The organism is Streptomyces flavofungini, assembly GCF_041028215.1.
Lineage (GTDB): Bacteria > Actinomycetota > Actinomycetes > Streptomycetales > Streptomycetaceae > Streptomyces > Streptomyces flavofungini_B.
In genome coordinates this window covers 1-14,359 of record NZ_JASKYR010000112.1, presented here as the reverse complement: position 1 = coordinate 14,359, position 14,359 = coordinate 1, and the positions used below count along the sequence as shown (strand labels likewise).

General features: G+C 72.1%; 12 protein-coding genes and 1 pseudogene. 4 read left to right on the top strand and 9 right to left on the bottom strand.

All coding sequences use genetic code 11. The features are described 5' to 3' along the window. Both AB8Z36_RS10710 and AB8Z36_RS10705 read left to right on the top strand, forming a co-directional pair. Nucleotides 1-1,596, top strand: a 1,596-nt coding sequence (locus tag AB8Z36_RS10710; RefSeq protein WP_369212999.1) for an amidohydrolase, incomplete at its 5' end; no start/stop codon positions are given. 206 nt (nucleotides 1,597-1,802) lie between these two features. After that, nucleotides 1,803-3,332 (top strand): helix-turn-helix domain-containing protein, encoded by a 1,530-nt coding sequence (locus AB8Z36_RS10705; RefSeq protein ID WP_369212998.1) that lies wholly within the window; start codon nucleotides 1,803-1,805, stop codon nucleotides 3,330-3,332. Between the two features lie 77 nt (nucleotides 3,333-3,409). Here the strand turns inward: AB8Z36_RS10705 and AB8Z36_RS10700 are convergent, their stop codons facing one another. The 9 genes and pseudogenes from AB8Z36_RS10700 to AB8Z36_RS10660 form a co-directional block, all read right to left on the bottom strand. Continuing rightward, nucleotides 3,410-4,462 (bottom strand): hypothetical protein, encoded by a 1,053-nt coding sequence (locus tag AB8Z36_RS10700; RefSeq protein WP_369212997.1) that lies wholly within the window; start codon nucleotides 4,460-4,462, stop codon nucleotides 3,410-3,412. Between the two features lie 84 nt (nucleotides 4,463-4,546). Beyond that, complete coding sequence (locus AB8Z36_RS10695; protein WP_369212996.1) at nucleotides 4,547-4,819, bottom strand: DNA-binding protein; 273 nt, start codon at nucleotides 4,817-4,819, stop codon at nucleotides 4,547-4,549. Further along, nucleotides 4,816-5,436 (bottom strand): hypothetical protein, encoded by a 621-nt coding sequence (locus tag AB8Z36_RS10690; RefSeq protein ID WP_369212995.1) that lies wholly within the window; start codon nucleotides 5,434-5,436, stop codon nucleotides 4,816-4,818. Before AB8Z36_RS10690 ends, AB8Z36_RS10695 begins: the two co-directional genes overlap by 4 nt. 120 nt (nucleotides 5,437-5,556) lie before the next feature. Beyond that, the gene (locus tag AB8Z36_RS10685) at nucleotides 5,557-7,578 is read right to left on the bottom strand and encodes a hypothetical protein (protein WP_369212994.1); all 2,022 of its coding nucleotides are present in this window, start codon (nucleotides 7,576-7,578) and stop codon (nucleotides 5,557-5,559) included. Continuing rightward, complete coding sequence (locus AB8Z36_RS10680) at nucleotides 7,568-7,867, bottom strand: S-type pyocin domain-containing protein (RefSeq protein ID WP_369212993.1); 300 nt, start codon at nucleotides 7,865-7,867, stop codon at nucleotides 7,568-7,570. The genes AB8Z36_RS10685 and AB8Z36_RS10680 overlap by 11 nt, the downstream gene beginning before the upstream one ends. A gap of 252 nt (nucleotides 7,868-8,119) precedes the next feature. Further along, nucleotides 8,120-8,971, bottom strand: coding sequence for a hypothetical protein (locus tag AB8Z36_RS10675; protein WP_369212992.1), 852 nt, complete (start codon nucleotides 8,969-8,971; stop codon nucleotides 8,120-8,122). A gap of 151 nt (nucleotides 8,972-9,122) precedes the next feature. Further along, a complete protein-coding gene (locus AB8Z36_RS10670) occupies nucleotides 9,123-9,779 on the bottom strand; it encodes a Crp/Fnr family transcriptional regulator (RefSeq protein WP_369212991.1) in 657 nt (218 codons plus the stop codon). A gap of 132 nt (nucleotides 9,780-9,911) precedes the next feature. Beyond that, complete coding sequence (locus tag AB8Z36_RS10665; protein ID WP_369212990.1) at nucleotides 9,912-10,310, bottom strand: RidA family protein; 399 nt, start codon at nucleotides 10,308-10,310, stop codon at nucleotides 9,912-9,914. 95 nt (nucleotides 10,311-10,405) lie between these two features. Continuing rightward, nucleotides 10,406-11,594 (bottom strand): annotated as a pseudogene (locus AB8Z36_RS10660) (acyl-CoA dehydrogenase family protein). A 109-nt stretch (nucleotides 11,595-11,703) separates the two neighbouring features. On the opposite strand from AB8Z36_RS10660, the gene AB8Z36_RS10655 reads away from it, so the two are divergent. Both AB8Z36_RS10655 and AB8Z36_RS10650 read left to right on the top strand, forming a co-directional pair. Then, nucleotides 11,704-13,362 (top strand): AMP-binding protein, encoded by a 1,659-nt coding sequence (locus AB8Z36_RS10655; RefSeq protein ID WP_369212989.1) that lies wholly within the window; start codon nucleotides 11,704-11,706, stop codon nucleotides 13,360-13,362. Between the two features lie 4 nt (nucleotides 13,363-13,366). Next, nucleotides 13,367-14,182: a PaaX family transcriptional regulator gene (locus AB8Z36_RS10650; protein ID WP_369212988.1), complete on the top strand. Its 816-nt coding sequence runs from the start codon at nucleotides 13,367-13,369 to the stop codon at nucleotides 14,180-14,182. Nucleotides 14,183-14,359: the final 177 nt, after the last annotated feature.

Below are 14,359 nucleotides of genomic sequence, written 5' to 3'. Positions count from 1 at the left end.
GTCATGAGCGGTGTGCACGACGGGCACGCGCACCCCATGGACGCCGCGCGGCGCTCGCTGTCCCCCTCGCTCGGCGGGGCCGAGCAGACCGTCGCCGATCTGCACCAGACGCTGACCGGGTTCCTGAAGGACTCCGCCGACCAGGAGCCCGACGGATGGCTGGTCGTGGAGGACTGGAATCCGGTGGGGCTGCTGCCGCGCGGCACCGCGCCGCACCACTCGATGCTCGACGCGCTGCCGACCCGCCGCCCCGTCGTCCTGCGCGGCGGCGACGGCCACAACCTGTGGGCCAACGGGCGCGCCCTGGAGATCGCCGGAATCACGGCGTCGACGCCCGACCCGGTCGGCGGCAGGATCGTGAAGGGCCCGGACGGCAAGCCGACCGGCGTGCTCAAGGACGACGCCCAGCCGCTCGTCTCGCGGCACATCCCCGAGCCCGACGCCACCCGGCTGGCCGATGCCGCCGCGAAAATCCTCGCCGAGGCCGCCGCGTCCGGGATCACCACGTTCATGGAGGCCGTGGTGGGCCGGGACGAGCTGAAGGTGTATCAGGGCCTCGCCGCGTCGGGGCGCCTGCTCCAGCGCGTCGTGCCCGCCCTGCGCGTCGAGACCGGGCTGACCGATGACCCCGCGGCGGCCCTGGCGTACGCCAAGGAGCTGCGGGCCGACTTCGCGGGCGTGCGCGGGCTGCGCTTCGGCACGGTCAAGGTCTTCCTCGACGGGGTCATCGAGTACCCGGCGCAGACCGCGGCGCTCCTCGATCCGTACCTGGACGGGGAGGGACGCCCCACCGGCCACCGCGGCGACCTGTACGTCTCGGCCGCCGACTACGGACGGCTCAGCGCCGCCTTCAACGCCGAGGGCTGGCAGATGCACGCCCACGCCATCGGCGACCGCGCGGTGCGCACCTCCCTGGACGGCTACGCGTACGCGCTGCGCGCCACCGGACGCCGCGACGTCCGCAACACCACCGCGCACCTCCAGCTGGTCGACCCGGCGGACCTGCCCCGCTTCGCCGCGCTCGGCGTCACCGCCTGCATGCAGCTCCAGTGGGCCACCCGCAACATCTGGACCATGGACGCCCTGCTGCCCTACATCGGGGCCGCGCGCCACCGTTCGCTGTACCCGGCGCGCGGTCTCGAAAGGCGGCGTGCGCCGCTCGCGGGTGGCTCGGACTGGCCGGTCGACCCTCTCCAGGTCTGGAACCAGATCCGTACGGCAGTCGACCGCGAGGGCACGGACGGGAAAGGGGACCTCTACCGGGAGAAGGAAGGTCTCAGCCGCACGTCATCCCTGCTCATGCACACCTTGGGCACCGCGCGCCAACTCCGCTCGGAGCAGCTGACCGGCACCGTCGAGAGGGGAAAAGCGGCCGATCTCATTCTGCTCGACCGCGATGTGACGCGGTGTCCGGTGGCCGATATCAGCTCTGTCGACGTGCGCCTGACGCTTGTCGGAGGCAAAGTGGTGCATGACGCGCAGTCGTCGGCAGGACGCGCGGCCGCCGCCCGGGTGACGCGGGCGGCGGCGGGGCCCCGGCCCACGGCGTGGGCGTCGGTGCACGGCGGACGGCACGCGTCGTGCGGCTGCGGATGACGCTCCGGCGCGGGTCGCCCGGGCCGCCGCCGCATGCTTGCCGGTCGCTGTCGGCCGCTCTCGGCCGCTGCCGGTCGCTGTCGGCCGGGCGTCACGGGACGGCCCTGGCGCCCGAATTGGCCCACCCGGGGCGGACTTGGCGGACTTTACCCATTTGGCTCACCCCAGCGGATGCGTCATCTCATATCTGAGATAACCTGCTGCACATGGCAGACGACTACCTCGTACGCATCGGCAAGCTCATCCGCGACGCCCGCCAGCACCGGGGCTGGACGCAGACACAGCTCGCCGACGCGCTCTCCACCAGCCAGAGCGCGGTGAACCGCATCGAGCGCGGCAACCAGAACATCAGCCTTGAGATGATCGCCCGTATCGGCGAGGCGCTCGACAGCGAAATCGTGTCGCTCGGCTATGCCGGGCCGATGCATCTGCGCGTGGTCGGCGGACGCCGGCTCTCCGGCTCCATCGACGTCAAGACGAGCAAGAACGCGTGCGTGGCGCTGCTCTGTGCCTCCCTGCTCAACAAGGGCCGCACGGTGCTGCGCCGCGTCGCCCGCATCGAGGAGGTGTACCGGCTCCTGGAGGTGCTCAACTCCATCGGCGTGCGCACCCGTTGGATCAACGACGGCGTCGACCTGGAGATCGTGCCGCCCGCGAAGCTGGAGATGGACGCCATCGACGCGGACGCGGCGCGCCGCACCCGCTCGATCATCATGTTCCTCGGCCCGCTGCTGCACCGCATGGACCGCTTCAAGCTGCCGTACGCGGGCGGCTGCGACCTGGGCACCCGCACGATCGAGCCGCACATGATCGCGCTGCGCAGGTTCGGCCTGGACATCGCGGCCACCGAGGGGCTCTATCACGCCGAGGTGGCGCGCAACGTGGTCCCCGACCGCCCCATCGTCCTCACCGAACGCGGGGACACTGTCACGGAGAACGCGCTGCTCGCCGCCGCCCGCAGCGACGGCACCACGGTCATCCGCAACGCCTCGTCGAACTACATGGTCCAGGACCTGTGCTTCTTCCTGGAGGCGCTGGGCGTACGGGTCGAGGGCATCGGCACCACGACCCTGACCGTGCACGGCGTCCCGAACATCGACGCCGACGTGGACTACTCCCCCTCCGAGGACCCGGTCGAGGCGATGAGCCTGCTGGCCGCCGCCGTGGTGACGGAGTCGCAGCTCACGGTCCGCCGGGTGCCGATCGAGTTCCTGGAGATCGAGCTCGCGGTCCTTGAGGAGATGGGCCTCGACCACGACCGCACGGCGGAGTACTTCGCCGACAACGGCCGTACGCGCCTTATCGACCTCACGGTCCGGCCCTCCAAGCTGGAGGCGCCGATCGACAAGATCCACCCGATGCCGTTCCCGGGCCTGAACATCGACAACGTCCCGTTCTTCGCGGCCATCGCGGCGGCGGCGCAGGGCAAGACCCTGATCCACGACTGGGTCTACGACAACCGGGCGATCTACCTCACCGACCTCAACCGCCTCGGCGGCCACCTCCAGCTCCTGGACCCCCACCGCGTCCTGGTCGAGGGCCCCACCCGCTGGCGCGCCGCCGAGATGATGTGCCCCCCGGCCCTGCGCCCCGCCGTGGTCGTCCTCCTGGCGATGATGGCGGCCGAGGGCACCTCGGTCCTCCGCAACGTCTACGTCATCAACCGCGGCTACGAGGATCTGGCGGAGCGCCTGAACTCGGTGGGGGCGCAGATCGAGACGTTCCGGGACATCTGAGCCCCTGCTGCCCCCTCCCGACCCGCGTTGACGTGGTCCAGGAGGGGGCGGGCAGTGTCCCGCCGGAGCTTGTCGCCTCAGGACTCCTTCAGGGCCACGGCCAGGCCCTGTAGCTCCTCCAGCACGGACACGCTCCGGAGGATGGCCTGAAGGGAGCCGGTGATGCGCCGGGCGGGTCGGCGGAGTTGTCGGCTGGAGGCGCCGAGCATGTTGATCACGGCGGTCACCTCCTGGAAGGTGCCTGCTGCGGACTGCACCTCCCAGGGGGCCGAGGCGACCTGTTCCAGCACGCTCTCCGCGCCTTCCGGCCACTCCGAGCGAGGTGTGCCGCCCGCCCATTCCAGGAAGGCCCTGAACGCGTCGACGCTGGCCCCCATCCGCGCCGCGAAGCGCTCGGCCGCCGCCTCTAAGTCGTCGGTCGGCCCGTCGATGGCTTTGGCCAGGCGGTTCACCACGGCCATCTTCGTGTTCATCGAAGCCCCGGGATGGCTGGCACGGGTCATGTCCTCCGCGATCAGTTCCATCATTTCTCCGAGGTCCGTCATGGCGGACTCCACGTCGGCCATGTCCTCGGAGAGGGCGTCCAGTTGGGCCTCTGCCTCGACGACCAGATCGAACAGGCCGGGGACGGCCTCATCGTCTGCGGTGACCGGCTGGGCTCCGGGCCGGGACGCGGGCTCCTCCGGCGATGACGGGGACCCGCGCCCGCACAGCGCCTCCGCCAGTACACCCGTCAACTGCCGCCGGGCCGCCGCGGTGTCGGCGGTGGGCGACGGGAACAGCAGGCGGAACGTCGCCATGCCCTGGCGCAGGACACGGCCGGTCTTCTCGGTGACGTGGACGGTGCTCCGGCCGAGGGCGTGTCGCATGCCGAGCCCGAAGGACAGCTCCGCGTCGGACTCGCCGAGGTCCGCGACGACGACGTCCACTTCCGTGAGGATGTGCAACAGCTGCTCCAGGGGCAAGCCGGCCTCTGTCAGCCTGTCGGCACGCAGGAAGTCGAGACCGAGCTGTTCGCACGCGGGCCGCACCACATCCTCGTAGAGGACGGTGGACCGGTGCCGTTCCTCCGACGGGCCCTGGCCGACGGGAGGGGTGGTCGTGCCGCAGATGGCGAGGCAGGTGGGCATGGCGGGGCTCCTTCAGAGAGGTGCTGGGAAGAGGCCCTGTCGGCGACCTGGCGCCCGACAGGGCAAGGGGACGTCACGGGGACGTCAGTCGAAGAGGGTGAGCGCCACTCCGTCGGCGACCTCGTCGGCGAAGACCGGGCGCTCCTCGATGCCCAGTGCGCCCAGCAGGTCCACGGTGAGCACCCGGTGGCGTCGGCCGACCCGGACCGTGGGGCAGGGGAAGGCGTCCGCGGCCACGAGCCGGTAGGCGGTGTGCAGGCACATGCCGAACGCCCTGGCAGCCGTCCGCAGATCGACGCTGACCGGAAGGTCGAAGATTTCGCGGAAGGTGAGCGGTGGATCGACGCGGTCGGTCATCCGCCCCTCCGCACGCGCCGCAGGGAGATCGCGGCGACCTGGCGGCCCCGGCCCGAATACCCGACGCTCGTGGCCGTACCGGCCATGCCCCAGGCGTTGGCCAGCGCGCCGAGCCGCACCCCTTCGACTCGCTGGGCGGGGACCGAGATCCGCATCGTGGCCGAGAGCCCTGCGCGGCGCGGGACGGGGTCGTAGTCCGCCTGCCAGTACCCTTCCGCGCCCGTGGCGATGACGGCGCCGCCCGCGGTCTCCACGTCCTCCACGCTCGTCTCCGGACGCAGCTTGCGCCATACGTTCCACGCACGCGTACAGGTGGCGCCCAGCACCGCCCGGCCGGGGTCGAGGACATGTGCCCCGACGTCCGCCAGCGCTTCGAGGTAGCAGGTGACGAGCTCGGCCTCGACGTCCGCGCGGTCGACGCGGCAGCACCAGGCGATCTTGTACGCGGTCCTGCGAAGCCCCGGGATGCCCAGCCACACGACCGCCGTCGGCCAGCCGGACCCTTCGGTCCTCTCCTGGAACCGCTCCGCGATCTGGTGCCACAGCGCGGCGCCTGCCGCCGGGCACGCGGAACGGTCGTACAGCAGTTGACGGGCCGCCATCAGCGTCAGAGGCACGCCATCCCGCTCCGACCCGTCGAAGTGACGTAAGCGGGGCGTCGGATCGAGGCCCGTACATCGGCGCTCGACGGCAGCGAAGATGCCGGGGTGAGGGGGAAGGGACATCGGGTCTCCAGGTCAATCGGTGTTCTGGGCGGGAGTGTTGCCGCGCCATGCGGCCAGTGCCCGGGCGGCCGGCGCCTTACCGGGCATCGCCTCCGGGCCCCTCTCGACGGCCAGGAGCCAGCGGAGGAACCCGGGCTCCCGGGCGTCCACCAGGCCATCGAGCAGTGCGTTCAGCGCGCGGGCCCGGTGTTCGGTGGCGGCCGCCTCGGAGCACCAGACGAGCAAGGTGTCCCGCATGTTCACGAAGGCCGCTGACTCGTTCAGGGCGTGCCCCGCCAGCTGGACCGTGTTCGAGGCCAACTCGGGTTCGCCACGCAGGCATGCGCTCCACCATCCGAGGTCTTTGCTCAGCATCACGTGAAAGGTGAGGGCTGCCAGCAGACCGGGGACGCCGTCGGACTCCGCCCAGGCGCACATGTGGCACAGGACGGTCGCCCTCGCCGCGGAGTCGCCTGCTTCGAACCGCTGCACCAGCGCTGCCGCGATGATGGTGATGACGGACAGGTCGCCCGTGGCCTCGGCCGGTGTCTCCATGAGCCGCCTCAGCAGCCGCAGGGCCTGCTCCTCCGTGACCCCGCCGCGATACGCGTGGCAGGCGTGCGCCACCGCCTTCCGCAGCGGCGTCTCGGATGCGGCGCTCCATTGACCGAGCAGGTCGGCCGCCGTCCGGGCCGCCGCCGGGTCCAGGGCAGCCGTTCCCAGGCACCATGCGGCCACCTCGGGGGCCGGTGGCGCGGGGGCCGACGCCACATCGCGCAGCAGTTCCATGGACCGGCCACCCGTCGCCACGGCGACGGCGGCGAGCGCCCGCCCGGCCCGTTCGATCTGGTCCGCTTCCTGGCCGGGCCCGGCGAGCCACTGGTGCAGCAGTGGCACGAGGTCCGGGTGATCCCGGCAGATGATCTCCCACACGGCCTCACTCATCGCGGGCCAGTAGAAGGACACCGAGTCCGTGGCCTCCTTTCCGGCCCGCCGCACGCCGTGCGCGCCCAGGAGCCGCAGGGACCCGGAGGAGGACGGCCGCCGGGTGCCGCCGGTCGAGTGGCCGTGTGGACCTGCCTCGACGGGGCCACGCCCTTCCCGTCCCGTCAGCCGCAGGAACTCCGCGGCCCGCTCCGTGATCACGCCGCGGTGCAGTCCTCCGTAGACACTGAGGGACAGCAGCTCGGCGAGCAGGGCGGGGTCCCGCTGGGCCCGGGCGACGGCCGCGGAGCCCTCGGCCCGTGCCAGGTGACGCAGGACCTCGGCGCCGGAGGCTCCGTCCCCGACGCCCAGCCGAAGCACGGCTCGCGCCGCCTGTGCCGCGTGCCGGGGCGGAAGTCCCGGTGGCAACAGCTCATCGAGCTGACCGGGCTCCAGGGCACGCAGCCACCGGTCGTACGCCTCCTCGGGGCCGCCGTCCGCGAGGTGGGTGGCGAAGACCTCGCGTGGGTCCGGCGGGTGGTGGCGCATCACCGGCATACCCAGGTGGTCCTCCAGGATGCCTGCGAGGCCGGGTGCGTCCGCCAGGACGATGACCATGCGCGCCTCCGCCTCGGCGAGACGCGCCTCCAGCCGGGACAGATCCCACGCCCGGAGCGCGAACGGGTCCGGGGGCTCCATCACCAGGTACCCGTGCACACCCTGGGGGCGCGGCCCCCACCGGGAGAGGTTGACGTCCCCGTCCACCTGGACGAGCACGGGCTCCTCGCTGCCCTGCGCCAGCAGGTTGAGGGCGTGTGTCTCCCGCCCGGTGCCCGGCTCTCCGAGGAGCACCGCGATTCCGGATCCGACCGCGGTGAGCGCCTCCTTGAAGCACGGCGGCGGCACGAAGCGCCGTCTCGCCGTATGGAGGTACGTGGCTCGCACGGGGCCCTGCCGCATCGGCGCCGCGACCGCGCCGCCCTCCGTGGAGGAGAGGACGGTGTGCCGTTGGCCGCCTGTCACCAGACCCGTGTTGACGGTGCCGTGCGGAGCCACGACCACCATCTTCTGGTCGGCCAGGGCCGCCACGACGGCCTCCAGGTCCGCGGCCCGGGGCGACTCAGAGGCCACTGTCGCCACCGTTGACCCCACCGTTGACCCCACCGTCGACCCCGCTGTCGGCCTGGCCGGAGAACTCGATGGCGGTGACGTGCTGGCCGCCGTGGACGATTCCGGTGTTGATGATGCCGCGTTCGGCGTTCAGGGTCAGCGTGGGAGAAACCCCGGCCTCAGGGTCGGCATCCGGAACCGCACCGCGCGAAGCCCCGGCCTCGGCCTTGCCCTCGACCCCGGCCTCGGCGGTCATCTGCGGCCGCGGGAACGCAATTACGTTGTCCGAACGAATTTCTTCTGCTGGCATGTCATCCCTTACCACTCCGAACGCCTGGGCCAGCCAGACGCACCTCCTGGACACCTCGATATTCCCGTGCCGCCTTTCGCCGGTCCGTTCCGCAGGCCCATAAACGTGGTGACCGCGGTCACATTCAGTGGCCCGCGAATGAGAAAAACAAAGGGGCGAGCACACCACCCGAAGGCAGTGCGCTCGCCCATTCTTTCGATTACCGAATATCTCCTCGGCGAGTTTGTGCATCAACCAATGCGAGGAAATGCCTTACCGGTTCCGCCTGTCCGCCGGGGCCACGCGTTGCCCACCGTGGAGGGTGCCGGTGTTGATGTTGCCGTTGGGTGCGCTGTTCCTGATCCGCGGACCCTGTGTGTCCTCGCGGTCGAGCGGGTGCGTGGTCTCCCGTGCCGGCTCCTGGGCGGCGGCGGTGCCCGAGGGCTCTTCGTACAGGCGCCCCGACGGCTGTGGCACGTAGAGCCAGGCCCGCTGGGAGAACGGTTTGCCCTCGACCGTCGCCGCCACTTCCACGAAGTGGTCGGGGTGGCGCCCGGTGTACCCACTGGCGACCGCGTCCTCGTAGCAGCGGTCGGAGAGGATGGCCGCGACGTGGGTGACGTTCTCCTTGTGCGCCGCGAGCACGGCCTTGACGGGGCGCGAGTCGAGGAGGCGGTGGGTGTCGTTGCGTGCCGTCCCGTTCCCGCCGAACTCGTCCCCGGTGTCGGGCAGCGGACCGACATGCAGGCTGACCCGGAACCTGAGGGGCACCGCCCCGTGGGACAGCACATTGAAGTCGGTCAGTACGTCCTGAAGCGTGAGCAGCAGCGGGTGGATGACGAAGGGCATACGGGTGGGGTCGAACCCGAAGACATATCCGTCGCCGGTCGAGGCCGGGAATGTGCGGTCGTACCAGAGGTCGCTCAGCTCCGCCTTGACCAACGCGGTCCTGATCAGCTCCGGTACGACACGGCTGACGGCCTCGTGCTCGATCGCCGGGCGGCCCGTGAAGTCCTTGGCGTCCACGGCCAGGATGCCCCGATAGGGCGGCAGCGGACGGCTGCGGGTGTAAGGGCCGGTGACCTGCTGGGGATGCCGGGGCAGTTCACTGTCGAACTCGCGCATGTCACTCCTCTGTGAAGTCCGTCCGGCCCTTGGAGGCCGGACGGGGCGGTCCGGGACGTGCGGTGGTGCCGCGCGTTCCGAGCTTCACAGCGGGTGCCGGGGCCTTCCGTGCCGCAGGACCAGATGCCGAGTGACGCGGGTCACATGTCGGTTACGCCCCGACACATGGGGCGATCGCCTCGCGCAGCCCCTCCACGCTGACCACTTCGATGCGGCTCTTCCCGGCCCGCACCCGGCCGGGTCCGAGCCGTTCCAGTGCCTTGCTGACGGCTTTGCGGCCCACGTCGATGTGCTGGGCCAGGTCTTCCCTGGTGAGGGAGAAGGAGTGCAGACCCCCGGAGATCTCGACCAGGCGCAGCAGGGTCACGGCCAGACGTTCGTGCACGGCTCCGTCATGCACCTCGGTCTGCTCCCGCAGGCGGTGGGAGGCCATCACGGCGAGCGGATAGGCGAGCCGGTGCTCCCGCACGAAGCGCCGGAACTCCTCCGCGGGAACGACAGCCGCTTTGCAATCGCTCATGGCCCACACATACGCAAGCCGCACAGCCCCGCACTGGAGTGCCATCTCGCCCAGGATTTCACCCGGCCCACGGAAGGCGAGCAACCGCTGGCGGCCGTCACGGTCCACCCTGACGACCTTCACCAAGCCGCTGACCAGCACAAGCACATGTGCCGCCCGCTCTCCCTGCCGTAGCAGCGCTCGCCCCGCCAAGTAAGTCTGCACCTGATAACGCGTCAGGTCCGCCCACTCCTCGTGCGACACGAGGTCACGCAGAGGTGCCACCGAGAGGGAGTGCTCTTCGCTCATGCGATCACGCTAGGGGTAGGGCCCGGCAAGGCGTGACGGATTCCCGTATCTCGCGTCCACGGGACGCGCAAAGAGGCCGGAACCTTTCCCTTCGGCGAGATCGAACCGGCCACCCCGCCGGGAGGCGTCCACTCACTCCAGCACCGCCACCCCGTCCAGCTCCACCAGCGCCTGTTCGTCCCAGAGGCGGACCGCGCCGATGACTGCCATCGCGGGGTAGTCGCGGCCCGCGAGACGGTGCCAGATGCGGCCGAGGGCGGCGGCGTTGGCGCGGTAGTCGGCGACGTCCGTGGCGTAGACGGTGACGCGGGCGAGGTCGGCGGGGGTGCCGCCCGCGTGGCGCAGGGCGTCGAGGAGGTTCGCCAGGGCCCGCTCGAACTGCTCGGGGAGGGTGGTCCCGGTGACCTTGCCATCGCCGTCCAGGGCGGTCTGCCCCGCGAGGAACACCAGGCGGGACCCGGTCGCGGTGACGGCGTGCGAGAAGCCGGTGGGCGGGGAGAGTTCGGCGGGGTTGACGCGGTGCAGGGGCATGGATCACGGCTCCCGGTTCGAGGTGACGGAGGGGTGTTCGGGGGTGCCTGCCCGGGCCCCGGATGACCCCCGGGCCCCGGCGGACCGGGCGGCGTTCACTGATACAGCTCCTTGGCGATGATGCCCCGCTGCACCTCACTCGCCCCCTCGTAGATCCGAGGCGCCCGCACCTCGCGGTACAGGTGCTCAAGGAGATGCCCCCGCTCCAGCGCGCGGGCACCGTGCAGTTGGACCGCCGCGTCGACCACGTACTGCGCCGTCTCCGTCGCGAGCAGCTTCGCCATCGCCGCGCGCCGCGCGATGCCCGGCGCCCCCGCGCCCCCGTGGTCGTACGCCGACGCCGCCGCATAGACCATCAGGCGCGCCGCCTCCGTCCGCAGCGCCATCTCGGCGACCTGGTGGGCGACGGACTGGAGGTCCGCCAGCTTGCCGCCGAAGGCGTCGCGCCGCGCGGTGTGCGCGAGGCTCGCGTCGAGCGCGGCGGCCGCCATGCCCACGGCGAACGCGCCGACGCTGGGCCGGAAGCGGTTCAGGGTGGTCATCGCCACGCGGAAGCCGCGGTCCACTTCGCCGAGTACGTCCTCGGGGCCGACCGGTACGCCGTCGAAGGCGAGCGCCCCGATCGGGTGCGGGGAGAGCATGTCGAGGGCGGTGCCGGTCAGGCCCTCGCGGTCGGCGGGGACGAGGAAGGCGGTGACGCCCCGCGCGCCCGCGCCCCGCGTCGTACGGGCGAAGACGGTGTAGAAGTCGGCCTCGGGGGCGTTGGAGATCCAGCACTTCTCGCCGGTCAGCCGCCAGCCGGAGCCGTCGGGTGCCGCCGCGAGGGCCAGCGCCGCCGCGTCCGAGCCCGCGCCCGGCKCSGAGAGCGYGMACGCCGCGACGGCGCGGCGCCGCCGCGGCCTCGGGCAGCCAGCGCTCGCGCTGCGCGGCGGAACCGTAGGCGTGCACGGGGTGGGCGCCGAGCCCTTGCAGGGCGAGCGCGGTCTCGGCCTCGGTACAGGCGTAGGCGAGGGATTCCCGCATCAGGCAGAGCCCGAGCGCACCGCCCGTCCCGTCCGTCCGCGGGGCCTCATCGGTCGCCGGTAGACCACTGGCCTGCCGTACCCCATCGGCCTCCGGAAACAGCCGTGCCAGCAACCCCGTCTCCCCCAGCGCCGCCACCAGTGGCCGGTTTACATGGCCGGGGGTGCCCTTCTCCGCCAGGGGGCGGAAGCGTTCGGCGGCGAGGGTGTGCAGCTCCTCGCACCAGGCGGATTGTGCAGGATCGAGCGAGAATGTCGGCATCCCGGAACCCTCCTTTATCGCGCACCGTTGACTGTCGTCACCATCACGATACGCTCGTCGGGCGAGCCCACCACAGCGCCCGTCCGGCAGGCAAGGGGGCAGAGCCGCCATGGCAACCATCGGCATTCCAGGACCGGCACCATCCGGCCACGCAGACAGCTTCGCCAGGGACCACCTCCCGCCGCCCGACCAGTGGCCCGCCCTGGTCCACGACCGCCCGGAGCTGCACTACCCCGCCCGCCTCAACTGCGGCACCGAGCTGCTCGACCGGACGCTGGAGCGGCACGGGGCGCACCGCCCCGCCTTCCACTCCGCCTCGGGCGGGACGTGGACGTACGGCGAACTGCGCGGCCACGCCGACCGGATCGCGCACGTCCTCACCGAGGAGCTCGACGTGCTGCCCGGCCAGCGCGTGCTGCTTCGCGGGCCCACCACTCCCCACCTCGCCGCCTGCTGGCTCGCGGTGATGAAGGCGGGCGCGGTCGCCGTGACCGTCCTCGCCCAGCAGCGCGCCCAGGAGCTCGCCACGATGTGCGGGATCGCCGAGGTGCGGCACGCGCTGTGCGACATACGGTCGGTCGACGACCTGATCAAGGCCGGGGTGCCCGGTCTGAGCGTCACCACGTACGGCGGCGAGGGCCCCGATGACCTGCTGACGCGGGCCGCCCGGCACCCGGAGCGCTACGAGGCGGCCGACACCGCAGCCGACGACGTCGCCCTCATCGCCTTCACCTCCGGGACCACGGGCCGCCCCAAGGGCTGCATGCACTTCCACCGCGACGTGCTCGCCATCGCCGACACCTTCGCGCGGCACATCCTGAAGCCGGTCCCCGACGACGTGTTCGCGGGCAGCCCCCCGCTCGGCTTCACCTTCGGCCTCGGCGGCCTCGTCGTCTTCCCGCTGCGCTTCGGCGCCTCGTCCGTCCTGCTCGAACGGGCGGGACCCGGACAGCTCCTGCCCGCCATCGGGCGGCACCGCATATCGGTGCTCTTCACCGCCCCGACCGCCTACCGCACGATGCTGGACGAGCTCGACGCGTACGACGTCTCCTCCCTGCGGCGCTGTGTCTCGGCGGGCGAGAACCTGCCCGCGGCCACCTGGCAGGCGTGGCACCGGCGCACCGGGCACCGCATCATCAACGGCATCGGCGCGACCGAGCTGCTGCACATCTTCATCTCCGCCGCCGACGAGGACATCCGGCCCGGCACCACGGGACGCCCCGTCCCCGGCTGGCACGCGCGCGTGGTCGACGATTCCGGCGACCCGCTGCCGGACGGCGAGCCCGGACTGCTCGCGGTGCGCGGCCCCGTCGGCTGCCGCTACCTCTCCGACGAGCGGCAGCTCCAGTACGTACGGCACGGCTGGAACATCACCGGCGACACCTACATCAGGGACAGCGACGGCTACTTCCGCTACGTCGCGCGCGCGGACGACATGATCATCTCCGCCGGGTACAACATCGCGGGCCCCGAGGTCGAGGAGGCGCTGATGCGCCATCCCGACGTGGCCGAGACGGCGGTGGTGGGCCGTGCCGACGAGCTGCGCGGCCAGGTGGCCGTGGCGTACGTCGTCCTCCGGGCAGGAGCCGAGCCCGACGCCGACCGGCTGCGGGACTTCGTGAAGACGGAACTCGTGCCCTACAAGTGCCCGCGGGAGGTCGTCTTCCTGGACGCGCTGCCCCGGACCGCGACCGGCAAGCTCCAGCGCTTCAGACTGCGCTCCCGGCCACCGGCCGGACCGGGGCACGAGCCGGGGCCCGTAGAGTGATCACGTGTCCGAGCAGCACACTCCACGGTCCCTGATCGTCACCTTCTACGGCGCCTACGGCCGGGCCGCGCCGGGCCCCGTCCCGGTCGCCGAGCTGGTGCGCCTCCTCGCGCCCGTCGGGGTCGACGCGCCCTCGGTGCGCTCGTCGGTCTCGCGGCTCAAGCGGCGCGGGCTCCTCGTGCCCGCGCGCACGGAGGCGGGCGCGGCGGGGTACGCGCTCTCGCCGGACGCCCGCCAGCTCCTGGACGACGGCGACCGCCGCATCTACGGCACGGCCGCCGCAGGGCGCGAGGGTGGCTGGGTCCTCGCCGTCTTCTCCGTGCCCGAGGCCGAGCGGCACAAGCGGCACGTGCTCCGCTCGCGCCTGGCGGGCCTGGGGTTCGGCACGGCGGCGCCGGGCGTCTGGATCGCCCCCGCGCACCTCTACGAAGAGACCAGGCACACCCTGGAGCGCCTGCAACTCGCCCCCTACGTGGACCTGTTCAAGGGCGAGCACCTCGGATACGCCCCGACCGCCGACGCGGTGTCCCGCTGGTGGGACCTCTCCTCGCTGGCCAAGCAGCACGAGGCGTTCCTGGACCGCCATGAGCCGGTGCTGCGCTCCTGGGAGGCCCGCGAGGACACCGCCCCGGACCCCGGGGACGCCTACCGCGACTACCTCCTGGCCCTCGACTCCTGGCGGCAGCTCCCCTACGCCGACCCCGGCCTCCCCGCGGGACTGCTCCCCGCCGACTGGCCGGGCGCCCGCTCGGCGGCGGTGTTCACGGCCCTGGACGAGAGGCTGCGGGCGGCCGGGGCGCGCTTCGTGAGCGGTTCCTAGGCGGTTCCTGGGGCGCGCCGGCCGGGCCGCCCGCTCGGCGGCGGTGTTCACGGCCCTGGACGAGAGGCTGCGGGCGGCCGGCGCGCCCCAGGAACCGCCTAGGAACCGCTCACGAAGCGCGCCCCGGCCGGGCTCTGCGGGCCGAGCGTCAGCCGGGGTTTCGGGGCGTCCGTGCGG